This is a genomic window from Thermomonas sp., assembly GCF_029945965.1.
Taxonomy (GTDB): domain Bacteria; phylum Pseudomonadota; class Gammaproteobacteria; order Xanthomonadales; family Xanthomonadaceae; genus Thermomonas.
Genome location: NZ_JAQSDO010000015.1, coordinates 673,071 through 688,512 on the forward strand (window position 1 = coordinate 673,071; position 15,442 = coordinate 688,512).

Below are 15,442 nucleotides of genomic sequence, written 5' to 3' on the forward strand. Positions count from 1 at the left end.
ATCCGTATCAACCCTCCTTATAATCACCCCATGCCCCAAGACCCAGACAAACCCCAATACGGACACGATCACGGTGTCGTCGTCGCGCCCAGCCGGCCGGAGACGGCCCGCCCACCGCTGTATTCGGTCATGTTGTTGAATGACGACTACACGCCCATGGACTTCGTGATCGAGGTACTGACCAGTTTTTTCGCACTCGACCTTGAGCGTGCCACTCAGGTCATGTTGCATGTGCATACTCGTGGGCGTGGCGTCTGCGGTGTGTTCACCCGTGAAATCGCCGAGTCCAAGGTGGCGCAAGTGAACGAATATTCACGGATGAACCAACATCCACTGTTGTGCACGATGGAGAAAGCGTAGAAGGGCTTGTACGGGGCGCATCAAAACCCCACATCCTGAGTAGTCGCAATACGGAGGGTTTTGCCCCCATGTTCAGCAAGGATCTCGAGCACAGCATCGGCCAGTGTTACAAGCGCGCCCGTGACGCGCGCCACGAATTCATGACCGTTGAACACCTGCTGCTGGCGCTGCTCGATAATGCTTCCGCGGAAGCCGTGCTCAAGGCTGTAGGCGCCGATTTCCCGCGCTTGCGCCATGAGCTCGAGGAAGCCATCCAGGCGTCGGTCAACCAGTTGGCCGAGGATGACGGGCGCGACACTCAGCCGACGCTGGGTTTCCAGCGCGTGCTCCAGCGCGCGGTCTATCACGTGCAGTCATCCGGCAAGAAGGAGGTCACCGGCGCCAACGTGCTGGTGGCGATCTTCGGCGAAAAGGACTCGCACGCGACGTACTTCCTCAACAAGCAGGACGTGCACAGGCTTGATGTGGTCAATTACATGTCGCACGGCATCGCCCATCACGATGGAGAGGGCGAGGCGAAGCCTGCCGCTGGCGACGCGCCGCAAGGCGAAGGCGGGGAGGGCGAACACAAGGGCGATGCGCTATCCGAGTTCGCCAGCAACCTCAATGAACTGGCTGCAGCGGGCAAGATCGACCCACTGGTCGGTCGCGCCGAAGAGGTCGAACGCACGATCCAGATCCTGTGCCGGCGCCGCAAGAACAATCCGCTGTACGTGGGCGAGGCCGGCGTCGGCAAGACTGCGCTGGCCGAGGGCTTGGCCAAACGCATCGTCGATGGCGACGTGCCCGAGGTGCTGAGCGAAGCGGTGATCTATTCGCTCGACCTGGGCGCCCTGGTTGCCGGCACCAAGTATCGCGGCGATTTCGAGAAACGACTGAAGGGCGTTCTGGTGGCGCTCAACAAACTGCCCAACGCGATCCTGTTCATCGACGAAATCCATACCATTATTGGTGCCGGTTCTGCGTCCGGCGGCACCATGGATGCGTCCAATCTGATCAAGCCCGTGCTGGCCAATGGCGAACTACGCTGCATTGGTTCCACCACGTTCCAGGAATACCGCGGGATCTTCGAAAAGGATCGCGCGTTGGCGCGACGCTTCCAGAAGATCGACATCGTCGAGCCAACCGTCGGCGAGACCATCGAAATCCTGCATGGCCTGAAACCACGTTATGAACAGCATCACGGCGTCAGCTATGCGGACGAGGCGATCAAGGCCGCGGTCGACCTGTCGGTCAAGCATATTTGCGACCGCTTGCTGCCGGACAAGGCGATCGACGTAATCGACGAAGCTGGTGCACGTCAACGGCTGATGCCGGTGGAGTTGCGCAAGAGCCTGATCGATGTCGAGGAAATCGAGACGATCGTGGCCAAGATGGCGCGGATCCCGGCCAAGCAAGTGAGCTCGTCGGACAAGGATGTGCTGCAGCACCTGGAGCGCAACCTGAAGATGGTGATCTTCGGCCAGGACGAAGCGATCGGCAGCCTGACATCAGCGATCAAGCTGGCGCGCTCGGGACTTGGCAATCCGGACAAACCGATCGGCAATTTCCTGTTCGCAGGCCCAACCGGTGTCGGCAAGACCGAGGTCACCAAACAGCTGGCGATGCAGCTCGGCATCGAGCTGGTGCGCTTCGACATGTCCGAATACATGGAGTCGCATTCGGTCAGCCGCCTGATTGGCGCGCCGCCTGGCTATGTCGGCTTCGACCAGGGCGGCCTGCTGACCGAGAAGATCGTCAAGACTCCGCACTGCGTGTTGCTTCTGGACGAAATCGAAAAGGCGCATCCGGACATCTTCAACATCCTGCTGCAGGTCATGGATCGCGGTGTGCTGACCGACACCAATGGCCGCGAGGCCAACTTCCGCAACGTGGTGCTGGTGATGACCACCAATGCCGGTGCCACCCAGGCGGCACGGCGGACGATTGGTTTCACCAAGCAGGACCACAGCAGCGATTCGATGGAAGCGATCCGCCGCGGCTTCACCCCGGAGTTCCGCAACCGGCTGGATGCGGTAGTGCAGTTCCAGGCGCTGGGCTTCGAGCATATCCTGCGCGTGGTGGACAAGTTCCTGATCGAACTCGAAATGCTGCTGCACGACAAGCAGGTCAGCCTGTCGGCCACCCCGGAAGCGCGCGACTGGTTGGCCCGGCATGGGTTCGATCCGCTGATGGGTGCTCGCCCGATGGCGCGGCTGATCCAGGACAAGATCAAGCGCCCGTTGGCCGACGAGCTGCTGTTCGGAAAGCTGATGAATGGTGGCCGGGTCGGCCTGGACGTGCTCGATGGCGAGCTGCGCCTGGATGTGCAGGCAGAACCGGAGAAGCTGCTACCGGCGGTCGTTGAATAACTGTTGCTTCGGCAACAACGAAAAAGGCGGCCAGTGGCCGCCTCTTTCATATACATCACCGGCGCGCTTACTTCAGGCCATCACTTCATGCGATAGGTGATGCGACCCTTGGTGAGGTCGTAAGGTGTCATTTCGATCTTGACCTTGTCGCCGGTCAGGATACGGATGTAGTTCTTGCGCATGCGTCCGGAGATGTGCGCAATGATCTCATGGCCGTTCTCCAACTTGACCCGGAACATGGTGTTCGGGAGGGTCTCGGAGATCGTGCCTTCGAATTCGATGACGTCGTCTTTCGCCATGTGTTCCTATGTGTAGCTAGTGTGGGCCAGATTCGAGGCCCGAAGCCGAGCATTCTGACACGCGGGATGGCCTCTTGCAAAGAAATCGTTAAACCGGGGCCGTAGCTGCCAGCAACGAAACAGGCTGTCCGCGAAATATGGCCGCCCAGTTTCCTGGTGGCTCATCGGCATCCAGTAACCCGGCCAGTGCCTGCATGTAATCGTCCCGTGACCAGGTTTCCACGCCCAGCCGGCGGGTATGGTCGTTTGGTACCTGCGCATCGACCAATGGCCATCCGCGCTGATCCAGATGCCTTGCCAGTGCTACCAGCGCGACCGTCGAAGCACCGGATTCGGCGGAGTACATGCTCTCGCCACAGAACATCCGACCGACGTTGAGGCCGTACAGGCCGCCAACCAGCCTGCCTCCACCAGGCACGCTTCCGTCGAATACCTCGACGCTGTGCGCATGTCCAAGCCGATGCAGCGCGATGTAAGCGCTTTGCATCGACGGAGTAATCCAGGTTCCACGCTGACCGGCGCGCCTAGCACTGGCACATGCCGCAATGACCCTTTCGAATGCAGTATCCATTCGCACGATCCAGTTCGAACCGCGCAGGCTGCGGCGCAGCCGCGTCGGCAGGCGGACCGCGTCGGTGCGGAACACCGCGCGTCTCGAAGGGCTCCACCACAGGATCGGTTCGTCGTCCGAATACCAGGGAAAGATGCCGTTGCTATAAGCGTTGAGCAGGCGCTCTGGGGAAAGATCGCCACCAAATGCGAGCAGGCCATCCGGTTCCACAAGTGCAGTACCTGGCGGTGGGAATGCTGCGTTTGGGTCCAGCGGCAACTGCGGAAGCTGCAGGCTCACGCCACATCCACCATGCGGAACGGCGAATGTGCGCTGAGTTGCTGGAGATGCTGGCGAACCGAGTCGCGTTCTTCCGCGCACCATTGCTTGAGCGCCATCGCGAAACGCGGATCGGCCAGCAGATGCCGGCTGCGCACCAGCGATGGCAGGAAACCGCGGGCGATCTTGTGCCGACCTTGAGCACCAGGCTCGAACATCGTCAGTCCTTCGCGCAGGCAGTAGTCGATGCCTTGGTAGTAACACGTCTCGAAATGCAGGCCCGGCAACAGTTCTGATGCACCCCAGTAACGACCGTACAGGGTGTCGCCGCCACGCAGGCAGAGCGCGCCGGCAATCGGCACGCCGTCCAGCTCGGCCAGGAACATCACCAACTGGCGCGGCATCGTGCTGGCCAGGTGGCGCAGGAAGTCGAGCGTCAATGCCGGCGAATTGCCATATTCGGCAAACGTCTGCAGGTAGAAACCATGCATCGCGGCCAGGTCATCATCCGTCGCTTCACCGCCATGCACGATGCGGAACTGGATGCCGGCATCGCGCATCTTGCGCCGCTCCTGGCGGATGTTCTTGCGATGCTTGTGGTCCATCGCACCGAGGAAATCCTCGAACGTGTTCCAGCCGACGTTGTTGTGCCAATGGAACTGGATGTCTTCACGCAACATCCAGTCTGTATCGAAGGCGGTATCGTCCAATTCGGTATGGAAATTGACGTGTGCCGATGACAGTTCCGTGGTGCGCATGTGCGTGCTGATCGCCTGCACCAATGCAACGCGTACATCACCATCGCGGGCGAGCAATCGCGCTCCGGTGACGGGCGAGTAGGGCACTGCAGCCAGCCACTTGGGGAAATAGTCCAAACCGTGCTGCGCGTACGCATGCGACCAGGCGTGGTCGAACACGAATTCCCCGTGCGAATTGGCTTTCAGGTAGGCCGGCGCAGCCGCCACCAGCGCATCGCCATCCCATAGCGAGATGTGATGCGGGGTCCAGCCCCATTCCGCGCGCACGCAACCAGACGCCTCAAGCCCAGCCAGGAAGGCATGGGCGACGAATGGATTGCGCCCGTCGTGCAGCGCATCCCAATCGGCGGGACTGATTTCGGACAGCGCGCGATGGATGCGCGCCTGGATCATCAGTGGGCGTCTTCCAGGAATTTCTCGGCATCCAGTGCGGCCATGCAACCGAAGCCGGCCGAGGTGATCGCCTGGCGGTAGACTTGGTCGGCGACATCGCCAGCAGCAAACACGCCTGGCACCGAGGTCTGGGTCGCATTGCCTTCAAGGCCAGTGAGAATCGTCAGGTAACCGTTCTTCATGGCCAGCTGGCCATCGAACAACTGGGTGTTCGGGCTGTGGCCGATCGCCACGAAGAAGCCATGCACGGCGATGTCGCGGGTGCTGCCATCGAGCATCGACTTGACCCGCATCCCGGTGACGCCTGCATCGTTGCCCAGCACCTCGTCGACCGTGTGGTGCCAGACCGGTTCGATCTTGCCCGATTCGATCTTGGCGAACAGCTTGTCCTGCATGATTTTCTCCGCGCGCAGGGTGTCGCGGCGATGGACCAGGTAGACCTTGCGGGCGATGTTGGACAGGTACAGGGCTTCCTCGACCGCGGTGTTGCCACCGCCGATCACCGCCACGTCCTGGTCCTTGTAGAAGAAGCCGTCGCAGGTTGCGCAGGCAGACACGCCACGGCCCTTGAACATTTCCTCGGAAGGGATGCCGAGGTACTTGGCGGTGGCACCCGTGGCGATGATCAATGCATCGGCGGTGTATTCGCCGGAATCGCCCTTGAACCGGAATGGACGCTGCGACAGGTCGGCGGTATGGATGTGGTCGAACACGGTTTCGGTCTCGAAGCGCTCGGCATGCGCCTGCATGCGTTCCATCAAGGCCGGGCCCATCAAGCCGTGCGCATCGCCAGGCCAGTTGTCGACTTCGGTGGTTGTCATCAGCTGGCCACCCATGGCCATGCCGGTGATCACCACCGGTTTCAGGTTGGCGCGCGCGGCGTAAACCGCGGCGGTCCAGCCGGCCGGGCCGGAGCCGAGGATCAACAGGCGGGTGTGCTTGGTCGGGTTCATCGAGTGGAGTCCAGGCTCTATAATTGCGTGGCTATTCGCGGTGTTCGCGCTTCTTGGCGGATATTCGGTACCCGCTGCGTGCCCTCTAGCTTGGCGGCCGCATCGACCCTTTACAAGGCGCGTCGTTGCAACAGTCTGGTTGCAACGCTGGCGCCCAACCCCAACAGGAGTTCGTCATGCGCATCGGTGTACCCAAGGAAACCAAGACCCTGGAAGGGCGTGTAGCACTGGTGCCGGCTGCCGCAGGCGACCTGGTCAAGCGTGGCCATGAGGTGTGGGTGGAGCAGGGCGCGGGCATCAAGTCCGGGTTCAAGGACGAGCAGTACACCAAGCTTGGTGTGCACATCGCGCCGGATGCCGCCGCGCTGTACGAGAAGGGCGAAATGATCGTCAAGGTCAAGGAACCGATCGAAGGCGATTTGGCGCTCCTGCGCAAGGATCACCTGTTGTTCTGCTACCTGCACCTGGCCGCCGAACCGGCGCTGACCAAGCGCCTGCTGGATATCGGCTTGACTGGTATCGCGTTCGAAACCGTCGAATTGCCCAATGGCGACCTGCCGTTGCTGGCGCCGATGTCGATCATCGCCGGCAAGATCGCGGTGCAGGTCGGAACCACGCTGCTGCATATGCCGGAGGGCGGCAAGGGCAAGCTGCTTGGCGGCCTGCCATCGACCGAGCGCGGCAAGGTGGTGGTGTTCGGCGCCGGCAAGGCTGGTGGTGCATCGGCGGCACTGGCGGCAGCTGCAGGCTGCAATGTGGTGGTATTCGAGATGCGTACCGACCGCATGGACGAAATGATGCGGCTCGGTCCGAACGTCACCGCCCTGTATCCCTACCATGACGTGGTCATGCGTGAACTGGCCAACGCGGACCTGGTGGTCGGCGCGGTGCTTGTGACCGGCGCGCGCGCGCCGCACGTGGTCACCCGCGAGATGCTGCGAACGATGGAAGAAGGCAGCGTGATGGCAGACATCTCCATCGACCAGGGCGGCTGCTTCGAGACCTCGCGTCCGACCACCTGGAAGGACCCGACCTACGTGGAAGAGGGCGTGACGCATTTTTGCGTAACCAACATGCCGGGTTCGGTGCCGCAGACCAGCTCGCAGGCGATCTGCGCGGCGATCCTTCCGTGGGTCAACAAGCTTGCCTCCGGCAACTGGCGCGACAACCAGGCGCTACTACGCGGGATCAATGTTGAAGCCGGAAAACTGGTCCATCCGGCGCTGCAGGGTATGAAACTTTGACGTACTATCAACGGTCTAGGGGAACTTCCTGAGGTCTGATCACAGGTGGCACGCAGCGCGCCCGACATCGTGAAGGCTGGCCGCAAGCCGGCCGCCAGGCAGGACAAGGCCAAGCCTGCCGTGAATCCACGCAGGCAGCGGCTATGGCGCGATCTCGCGTTGATCGCGATTGCGCCATTGTTGCTGTATCTGCTTGCCTGCCTGTTCAGTTATTCCCCGCTGGATCCAGGTTACGACCGCGATTACAGCCTGCTGGCGCCAATCCACAACATCGGCGGTCTCGCCGGCGCATGGATCGCGAGTTTCCTGTTGTTCCTGTGCGGATACGTGGCGTTCCTGCTGCCCATCGTGCTGGGTGCGATCGCCTGGATTGCCCTGTTCGGCATGGATATCGACGGCGATGGCGAGGTCGATCTGGGACCGGCATTGCGGCTGGTGGGCATCGTCGGTTTCCTGGTTGCCAGCTGCGGACTATTGAACCTGCGCATTGCAGGATCCAACGAGCTTTCGTCCGGTAGTGGCGGCGTGCTTGGCACGCTGGTGGGCAATTCGCTGAACCTGTTGTTCGGACCGCTTGGCGCGAACCTGTTCCTGCTCAGCCTGTTGCTGATTTCGGTCACGCTGGCGACTGGCCTGTCCTGGCTGGCAGTGATGGACCGCGTCGGCCAGTGGACGCTTGCATTGCCAGACACGCTGGGAAAATTGTTTCGCCGTAGCGGCAAGCAGGCCAGCGAATGGAGCGAGGCGCGAGCTTTCCGCGAAGAACGCGATCAGATGCGCAAGGTCGATTCCGGCCTGCGTGCCAAGCGCGCGCCAGTCAAGATCGAACCGCCGGCTGCACCCGTCATCGAGAAGAGCGAGCGCGCCAAGCGCGAGCAGCAGATCCCGCTGTTCCATGTCGGCGACGGCTCCGGCATTCCGCCATTGGCCTTGCTGGATGACCCCAAGCCGCAGCCGAAGGGTTATAGCGAGGAGACCCTGGAAACCCTATCGCGGCAGATCGAATTCAAGCTCAAGGATTTCCGCATCGATGCCGAAGTTGTCGGCGCGTATCCGGGGCCGGTGATCACCCGCTTCGAAGTACAGCCCGCGCCTGGCGTAAAAGTCAGCCAGATCAGTTCGCTGGACAAGGACATCGCCCGCGGCCTGAGCGTGAAGTCGGTGCGTGTGGTCGATGTGATCCCGGGCAAGTCGGTGATTGGCCTGGAAACCCCGAACACCCATCGCGAGATGATCTATCTCAGCGAGCTGCTGCGCTCAAAGGAATACGACAAGTCCAGCAGCCCACTCACACTGGCGCTGGGCAAGGACATCGCTGGCCGACCGACCGTGGCGGATCTTTCGCGCATGCCGCACCTGCTGGTCGCCGGCACCACGGGTTCCGGCAAGTCGGTCGCGGTCAACGCGATGGTCCTGAGCCTGCTGTACAAGGCGTCCGCCAAGGAAGTGCGGATGCTGATGATCGACCCGAAAATGCTGGAGCTTTCGGTCTACGAGGGCATCCCGCACCTGCTGGCGCCGGTGGTCACCGACATGAAGGAAGCCGCGAATGGTCTTCGCTGGTGCGTTGCGGAAATGGAGCGCCGTTACAAGCTGATGAGTGCGGTTGGCGTGCGCAACCTGGCTGGGTTCAACAAGAAGGTGCGCGACGCGATCGATGCCGGCCAGCCGATGATGGATCCGTTGTTCAAGCCAAATCCCGAGCTGGACGAAGCGCCGCGCCCGCTGCAGCCGTTGCCGTTCATCGTCATCTTCATCGATGAATTCGCCGACATGATGGTCGTGGTCGGCAAGAAGGTCGAAGAACTCATTGCACGGCTGGCGCAAAAGTCACGTGCCGCCGGCATGCACCTGATCCTGGCCACCCAGCGACCCTCGGTGGACGTCATCACCGGGTTGATCAAGGCCAACATCCCGACCCGCATCGCGTTCCAGGTCAGTAGCAAGATCGACAGCCGCACCATCCTCGACCAGTCCGGTGCGGAGACACTGCTGGGCCACGGCGACATGTTGTACATGCCACCGGGCACCGCCATGCCCGAGCGCGTGCACGGCGCCTTTGTCAGCGACGAGGAAGTGCATCGCGTGGTCCAGCACCTGCGCCAGAGCGGCGGCGGTACCGATTACATCGAAGGTGTGCTGGAAGATTCACAGACCATGTACGACGGTACCAGCGTGGGCGCAACCGGCTTGTCGGAGGCGAGCAGCGGGGGCGGAGACGAATCCGATCCGCTCTACGACGAGGCCGTGAGGATCGTCACCGAGACCCGCCGCGCCTCGATTTCCGGCGTGCAGCGCCGGCTGAAGATCGGCTACAACCGTGCGGCGCGCATGGTCGAGGCGATGGAAGCGGCTGGCGTGGTCAGCACCCCGGAACACAACGGTGATCGCAGCGTGCTGGCACCGCCACCGCCACGACCATAAGCTTTCCCGCGCCTGCGTACATGCCCATTCAGCTTGGCTCGGACACACTGCATCGCAATGATGCAGGGAGCCATTCCATGAGCAAAGCCATGAAAGTCCTTACCCACGCAGTCGCCATCGGCCTGCTGACCACGTTCGGTATCGCCAACGCCGGTGCGCGCGATGACCTCAACACCTTCACCAAGGGCCTGAAGGGCCTGGATGGGCATTTCACCCAACAGGTGTTCGGCACCAACGGCAAGCAGAAAGAGCAATCCAGCGGCCGCGTGGCAGTCTCCGCGCCGCGGTTGTTCCGCTGGGAATACACCAAGCCATACCCGCAATTGATCGTGGCCGACGGCAGCACCGTATGGGTGCACGATCCCGACCTGCAGCAAGTCAGCAAACGCCCGCAAGGCGCCGAAGAAGCCAACAGTCCACTCGCCATCCTGCTGGATCCGTCGAAGCTTGATCGCGATTTCGTGGTCAAGGACGCGGGCGCGGACAATGGCATCGAGTGGCTGCAGCTGACCCCGCGCAATACCGATGCCGCGTTCAAATCCGCAAAGCTGGGTTTCAACGATTCCGGGCTTGCGCAGATGGAATACGTGGATGCACTTGGTCAGCGCACCCGCATCACGTTTGATGACTGGAAGCGCAATCCCAGCTTCGCCAAGGGCACGTTCGTGTATGTACCCGCCAAGGGTGTGGATGTGATCGGCGGCTAAGCGCTGACCGGACCGCAACCATTCCAAGTCGCCCTACAATGTCGGATGCCCAGCAAGTCGCTCTTGCCCGATAACCCGACGGACACTACAAACCAGGCCTTGCGGCCGCTTGCCGAGCGCATGCGTCCGCGCACGCTGGACGAGATGGTGGGGCAGAAACGCTTGCTCACGTCTGGTTCGGCGTTGCGCCGCGCCATCGAAGGCGGGCACATGCATTCGATGATCCTGTGGGGTCCCCCTGGTTGCGGGAAGACCACCTTGGCCTTGTTGCTTGCACGCTATGCGGATGCCGAGTTCGTGGCGATTTCCGCCGTCCTCAGCGGCCTGCCGCAGGTGCGTGAAGTATTGGCCGAGGCCCAGCGAAGGTACGATACAGGCCGTCGCACCGTGCTGTTCGTCGACGAGGTACATCGCTTCAACAAGGTGCAGCAGGATGCATTCCTGCCGCATATCGAACGCGGCAGCATCATTTTCGTTGGTGCCACGACCGAAAACCCGTCTTTCGAACTGAACTCCGCGCTGCTGTCACGCTGCCGCGTGCATGTGCTGGAGGCGGTTTCCGCCGACGACATCGTCATCGCATTGAAGCACGCGTTGCAGGATGCCGAACATGGGCTGGGCGGGCGCGGCATCCGCATCGACGTTGGCTTGCTTGCGCAGATCGCCCATGCAGCCGATGGCGATGTGCGGCGCGCACTGACCTTGCTGGAGATCGCCGCCGAACTGGCGGGCGAGGGTGGTGAGATCGGCGAGGCCACGCTGCAGCAGGTGCTGGCGGATCGCACCCGCCGTTTCGACAAGGGCGGGGATCAGTTTTACGATCAGATCTCGGCGCTGCACAAATGCGTGCGCAGCTCGAATCCGGATGCCGCCTTGTATTGGCTGGCACGCATGCTGGATGGCGGCGCCGATCCGGCCTACCTTGCCCGGCGCCTGACCCGGATGGCTGTCGAAGACATCGGCCTGGCCGATCCGCGCGCGCTGCAGATGGCGGTGGATGCCTGGGATAGCTACGACCGGCTGGGCTCGCCGGAGGGCGATCTGGCACTGGCGCAACTGACCATTTACCTGGCCAGCACTGCCAAATCCAACGCTGCTTATGCTGCATGGAACGCCGCACGCAAGGATGTTGCTGCATATGGCACGCAGGACGTGCCACTGCATTTCCGCAATGCACCGACCAAGTTGATGAAGTCGCTCGGCCATGGCAAGGATTACCAGTACGACCACGATGTCGATGGCGGTGTCGCGCTGGACCAGACCGGGTTTCCGGATGCGATGGGCGAACGCGTGTACTACCAGCCCGTAGAACGCGGACTGGAGATCAAGCTGAAAGAAAAATTGGATGTGCTTCGCAGTGCGCGGAAGCAGGCACGCGAAAATTCAGGCAGGCGATCAGGCAAGCAAGGAAACGACCAATGAGTCTTTGGTGGCAACAACTGATGCTGGTCATGCTTGGCGGTGCGCTTGGCGCCGCAGGCCGCTTCTGGCTGGGCGGCGCGATGTTGCGTCATGTCGGCGACAGCATCCCGTGGGGAACACTGGTAGCCAACCTGGGTGGCGCGTTTGCCGCAGGCTTCATCGCCATCTGGCTGGAGGGGCGCGGCCCGCAAGCGTTGTACTGGCGGGCATTCCTGATCGTCGGGATGCTGGGTGCATTGACCACGTATTCAGCACTGATGCTGGAATGCCTTCTGTTCACCAAGTCCCAACGCGCGGGACTGATGTTTGGTTACCTGGGTGGCACGTTGATTGGGGGATTAGCGCTGGTATGGCTCGGGGCGCGTTTAGCGACTGTCCTGCGCGGATAACCGGCCAGCGCCATGGCTGGCGCTTTCGGGACGCCGAAGCATCCCGGCGATGACTCGAAATTAACTCGCCCGTCGCTAGCATTGTCCAGTACTACTCCCGAACTGGATCCCGCGTGAACCACGTTTCCGACGCATTCGTGTTCTTCGGCGCCACTGGCGACCTTGCGTACAAGAAAATCTTTCCTGCGCTGCAGGCACTGGTCGCGCGCGGCAGGCTGGACATGCCGGTGATCGGCGTGGCTCACGCGGGCTGGTCGCTTGAGCAATTGCGCGAACGCGCCCGTGACAGCCTCGAGCACCATGGCGGCCTCGATGAGGCCGCGTTTTCGAAGCTGTCTGCGCAGATGCGCTACGTCGAAGGCGATTACACCGACCCGGCCACGTTTACGCAGCTGCGCAAGGATCTTGGCGACGCGGCGCACCCACTGCATTACCTGGCGATCCCTCCTGACCTGTTTGGCACCGTGATCCAGGCGCTACACGACAGCGGATGTGCCAAGGGCGCCCGGGTAGTGTTGGAAAAACCATTTGGGCGCGACCTCGCTTCGGCACACAAGCTCAATGGCATCCTGCAAAAGGTATTCCCCGAGTCGTCGATCTTCCGCATCGACCATTTCCTGGGCAAGGAAGCGGTGCAGAACCTGCTGTATTTCCGCTTCGCCAATGCGTTTCTGGAACCCATCTGGAACCGCGAACACATAGACAACGTGCAGATCACGATGGCCGAAAACTTCGGTGTCCAAGGCCGTGGAGGCTTCTATGAGGGCGTCGGCGCCATGCGCGACGTGGTCCAGAACCACCTGCTGCAAGTGGTCGCGCTACTGGCGATGGACGCACCGATCGGCAGCGATCCGGTCTCGATCCAGATGGAAAAGCTGCGCCTTTTTCGCGCGATGCGGCCGCTGCGCAGTGACGAACTCGTCCGCGGACAATTCCGTGGATATCGCGACGAAGACGGTGTGGCCAAGGATTCGGACGTCGAGACGTTCGCCGCGCTGCGCCTGCATATCGATACCTGGCGCTGGGCAGGCGTTCCGTTCTATATCCGCACTGGCAAGTGTCTGCCGATCACCTCCACTGAGGTGGTCGTTGACCTGAAATGCCCGCCGATGTCGATCTTCGACGAGAACCAGCCGGCGCATTCGAACTATTTTCGCCTGCGCCTAAGCCCGGAGGTCATCATTTCCGCTGGCGTTCGGGTCAAGCGCGCAGGCGATGCGATGATCGGGGACGACGTGGAGCTGACCGCGCGACATCAACACATCGACGAGAAGTCGCCCTACGAACGCCTGCTGGGCGATGCCATCCGCGGCGAAGCCGGCCTGTTCATCAGTGACGACGCGGTGGAAGCGGCTTGGCGCGTGGTGGATCCGGTGCTGAGCGATCACGCCGCTGCCGAGATCTACGAATGCGGCACCTGGGGCCCACAAGCGGCGGAATCGATTATCGCCGGTGACGCCGACTGGCATGATCCGCAGCCCGAAGGAAGCACGCCGTGCTAGCGCGAGATCCAGCGTCCGAGGTCGTGTTCTTGCTGGATGTCGACAATACCCTGTTCGACAACGACCGTTTCAAGACCGACCTCGATGCGCGCGTGCAGCGCGACTTCGGCGAGCCGGCTCGCGAGGAGTACTGGCAGCTCTACGAACGCGAGCGCGAACGGCTGGGTTATGCCGACTACCTGGCCGCGCTGCAAGCGTTCCGCGAAGGCCGCGAGGATGATCCGGACCTGCTGCGGATGTCCGGCTTCATGCTCGACTATCCCTTTGCAGAACGCGTCTATCCGGGCGCGCTGGAGGCCGTGGAGCGCCTGCACGAGCTGGGAACGCCGGTGATCCTGTCGGATGGCGACGTGGTGTTCCAGCCGCGCAAGGTGCAGAACTCCGGGCTTTGGGAGGCACTGCGGGGCAGGGTACTGATCTACCTGCACAAGCAGAACATGCTCGACGCGGTGCAGCGGCGCTACCCGGCGCGGCATTACGTGGTGGTCGATGACAAGCCGCAACTGCTGGCGACGATGAAACAGGCAATGGGCGAACGCCTGACCACCGTCTTCGTGCGCCAGGGCCACTATGCAGCCGAGGCCGACGTTGCTGAGACCAAGCCACCGCCCGACCTGACCATCGAGCGGATCGGCGAACTGGCCACGTTCGACTTGCAACAATTCAGCCCGCGGGCTTCTGGCACGCCGGCCCCCGTAACGACAGCACAGGAATCGACATGAACCACCTTCAATCGCTGCGCAAACTCGGCCAGAGCCTGTGGCTGGACAACATCACCCGCGAGATCCTCGACAACGGCATGCTGCAGCGCTACATCAACGACTTCGCGATCACCGGGCTGACCTCCAACCCGACAATCTTCGATCAGGCGATCGGCAACAGCAGCGCTTACGATGCTGGCATCCGCGAGAAATCTGCAGCCGGCAAACGCGACGAAGCGCTGTTCATCGAACTCGCGCTCGAGGATCTGCGCCGCGCGGCAGACCTGTTTCGACCCGTGTTCGAGGCAACTGGCGGGGTCGACGGCTGGGTATCGATGGAGGTTTCGCCGCTGCTGGCCGCCGATACCGCAGGCAGCATCGAGGCCGCCAGTCGCATCCACCAACAGGCCGGGCGCGAGAACCTGTACATCAAGATCCCCGGCACCCCGGAAGGCGTTCCCGCGATCGAGGAATCGATCTTCAACGGCGTGCCGATCAACGTAACCCTGCTGTTCTCAGCCTCGCAGTATGTCGCTGCTGCACATGCTTACTTGCGCGGGATCGAACGACGCATCGCCGCCGGGCGTAACCCGTCGGTGGAATCGGTGGCGTCATTGTTCGTCAGCCGCTGGGACAAGGCATCCGCCGATACCTTGCCGGTCGAGCTGCACAATCGCCTCGGGATTGCCGTTGCCCAGCAGACCTACAGCGCCTACCGTGAACTGCTGGCATCGGATCGTTGGAAGCAGCTGGCGGCCGCCGGGGCACGCCCACAGCGTCTGCTATGGGCCAGCACCGGCACCAAGGATCCCGCTGCACCCGACACGCTGTATCTCGAAGCACTGGCCGCGCCGGATACGGTCAACACCATTCCGGAAAAGACCCTGCGCGCGTTCGCCGACCACGGCAAGGTCGACGGTCCGCTGGCCGACGACGGCGGCGACTTCGCGGCCACGCTTGAGAAGATCGGTGTGGCTGGTGTCGATGTCGATGCCCTGGCGGAGAAGCTGCAGCGCGACGGCGCCGACGCCTTCGTGAAGTCATGGGAAAAGCTGATGCAGCGCATCGCCGACAAGGCGAAGGCGCTCGCGGACGCAGGCAACTAAGGGC

14 protein-coding genes are annotated in these 15,442 nt (G+C 62.1%); 10 read left to right on the forward strand and 4 right to left on the reverse strand.

Annotated elements, in window-relative coordinates:
• The first annotated feature begins 30 nt into the window (after window positions 1–30).
• Both clpS and clpA read left to right on the forward strand, forming a co-directional pair.
• Window positions 31–360 carry an ATP-dependent Clp protease adapter ClpS gene (gene clpS / locus PSV05_RS09360; protein WP_300064377.1) on the forward strand — a complete coding sequence of 110 codons (330 nt, stop codon included), beginning with the start codon at window positions 31–33 and terminating at the stop codon, window positions 358–360.
• Between the two features lie 68 nt (window positions 361–428).
• Window positions 429–2,711, forward strand: a complete 2,283-nt coding sequence (gene clpA / locus PSV05_RS09365; RefSeq protein WP_300064379.1) for an ATP-dependent Clp protease ATP-binding subunit ClpA — start codon at window positions 429–431, stop codon at window positions 2,709–2,711.
• An 80-nt stretch (window positions 2,712–2,791) separates the two neighbouring features.
• Here the strand turns inward: clpA and infA are convergent, their stop codons facing one another.
• The 4 genes from infA to trxB all read right to left on the reverse strand — a co-directional run bounded on the left by infA (window position 2,792) and on the right by trxB (window position 5,943).
• Window positions 2,792–3,010 carry a translation initiation factor IF-1 gene (infA, locus tag PSV05_RS09370; RefSeq protein ID WP_300064380.1) on the reverse strand — a complete coding sequence of 73 codons (219 nt, stop codon included), beginning with the start codon at window positions 3,008–3,010 and terminating at the stop codon, window positions 2,792–2,794.
• A gap of 88 nt (window positions 3,011–3,098) precedes the next feature.
• A complete protein-coding gene (gene aat, locus PSV05_RS09375; protein ID WP_300064382.1) occupies window positions 3,099–3,860 on the reverse strand; it encodes a leucyl/phenylalanyl-tRNA--protein transferase in 762 nt (253 codons plus the stop codon).
• Entirely contained in the window at window positions 3,857–4,993 is a 1,137-nt protein-coding gene (locus PSV05_RS09380) for a GNAT family N-acetyltransferase (protein ID WP_300065454.1), read from the reverse strand. Before PSV05_RS09380 ends, aat begins: the two co-directional genes overlap by 4 nt.
• A complete protein-coding gene (trxB, locus tag PSV05_RS09385; RefSeq protein ID WP_300064384.1) occupies window positions 4,990–5,943 on the reverse strand; it encodes a thioredoxin-disulfide reductase in 954 nt (317 codons plus the stop codon). Before trxB ends, PSV05_RS09380 begins: the two co-directional genes overlap by 4 nt.
• Window positions 5,944–6,119: 176 nt before the next feature.
• Here trxB and PSV05_RS09390 point away from each other — a divergent pair, with 176 nt between their 5' ends.
• The 8 genes from PSV05_RS09390 (at window position 6,120) to tal (ending at window position 15,438) form a co-directional block, all read left to right on the forward strand.
• Window positions 6,120–7,187, forward strand: coding sequence for an alanine dehydrogenase (locus tag PSV05_RS09390; protein ID WP_300064385.1), 1,068 nt, complete (start codon window positions 6,120–6,122; stop codon window positions 7,185–7,187).
• Window positions 7,188–7,256: 69 nt separating this feature from the next.
• Complete coding sequence (locus tag PSV05_RS09395) at window positions 7,257–9,611, forward strand: DNA translocase FtsK (RefSeq protein ID WP_300065456.1); 2,355 nt, start codon at window positions 7,257–7,259, stop codon at window positions 9,609–9,611.
• 89 nt (window positions 9,612–9,700) lie between these two features.
• The gene (gene lolA / locus PSV05_RS09400; RefSeq protein WP_300065458.1) at window positions 9,701–10,318 is read left to right on the forward strand and encodes an outer membrane lipoprotein chaperone LolA; all 618 of its coding nucleotides are present in this window, start codon (window positions 9,701–9,703) and stop codon (window positions 10,316–10,318) included.
• A gap of 45 nt (window positions 10,319–10,363) precedes the next feature.
• Window positions 10,364–11,740: a replication-associated recombination protein A gene (locus PSV05_RS09405; protein WP_300064386.1), complete on the forward strand. Its 1,377-nt coding sequence runs from the start codon at window positions 10,364–10,366 to the stop codon at window positions 11,738–11,740.
• Window positions 11,737–12,129 carry a CrcB family protein gene (locus PSV05_RS09410; RefSeq protein ID WP_300064387.1) on the forward strand — a complete coding sequence of 131 codons (393 nt, stop codon included), beginning with the start codon at window positions 11,737–11,739 and terminating at the stop codon, window positions 12,127–12,129. The genes PSV05_RS09405 and PSV05_RS09410 overlap by 4 nt, the downstream gene beginning before the upstream one ends.
• Before the next feature lie 113 nt (window positions 12,130–12,242).
• Complete coding sequence (gene zwf, locus PSV05_RS09415) at window positions 12,243–13,631, forward strand: glucose-6-phosphate dehydrogenase (protein WP_300064389.1); 1,389 nt, start codon at window positions 12,243–12,245, stop codon at window positions 13,629–13,631.
• Window positions 13,625–14,353, forward strand: a complete 729-nt coding sequence (locus PSV05_RS09420; RefSeq protein ID WP_300064391.1) for an HAD family hydrolase — start codon at window positions 13,625–13,627, stop codon at window positions 14,351–14,353. The genes zwf and PSV05_RS09420 overlap by 7 nt, the downstream gene beginning before the upstream one ends.
• Entirely contained in the window at window positions 14,350–15,438 is a 1,089-nt protein-coding gene (gene tal, locus PSV05_RS09425; protein WP_300064393.1) for a transaldolase, read from the forward strand. Before PSV05_RS09420 ends, tal begins: the two co-directional genes overlap by 4 nt.
• Window positions 15,439–15,442: the final 4 nt, after the last annotated feature.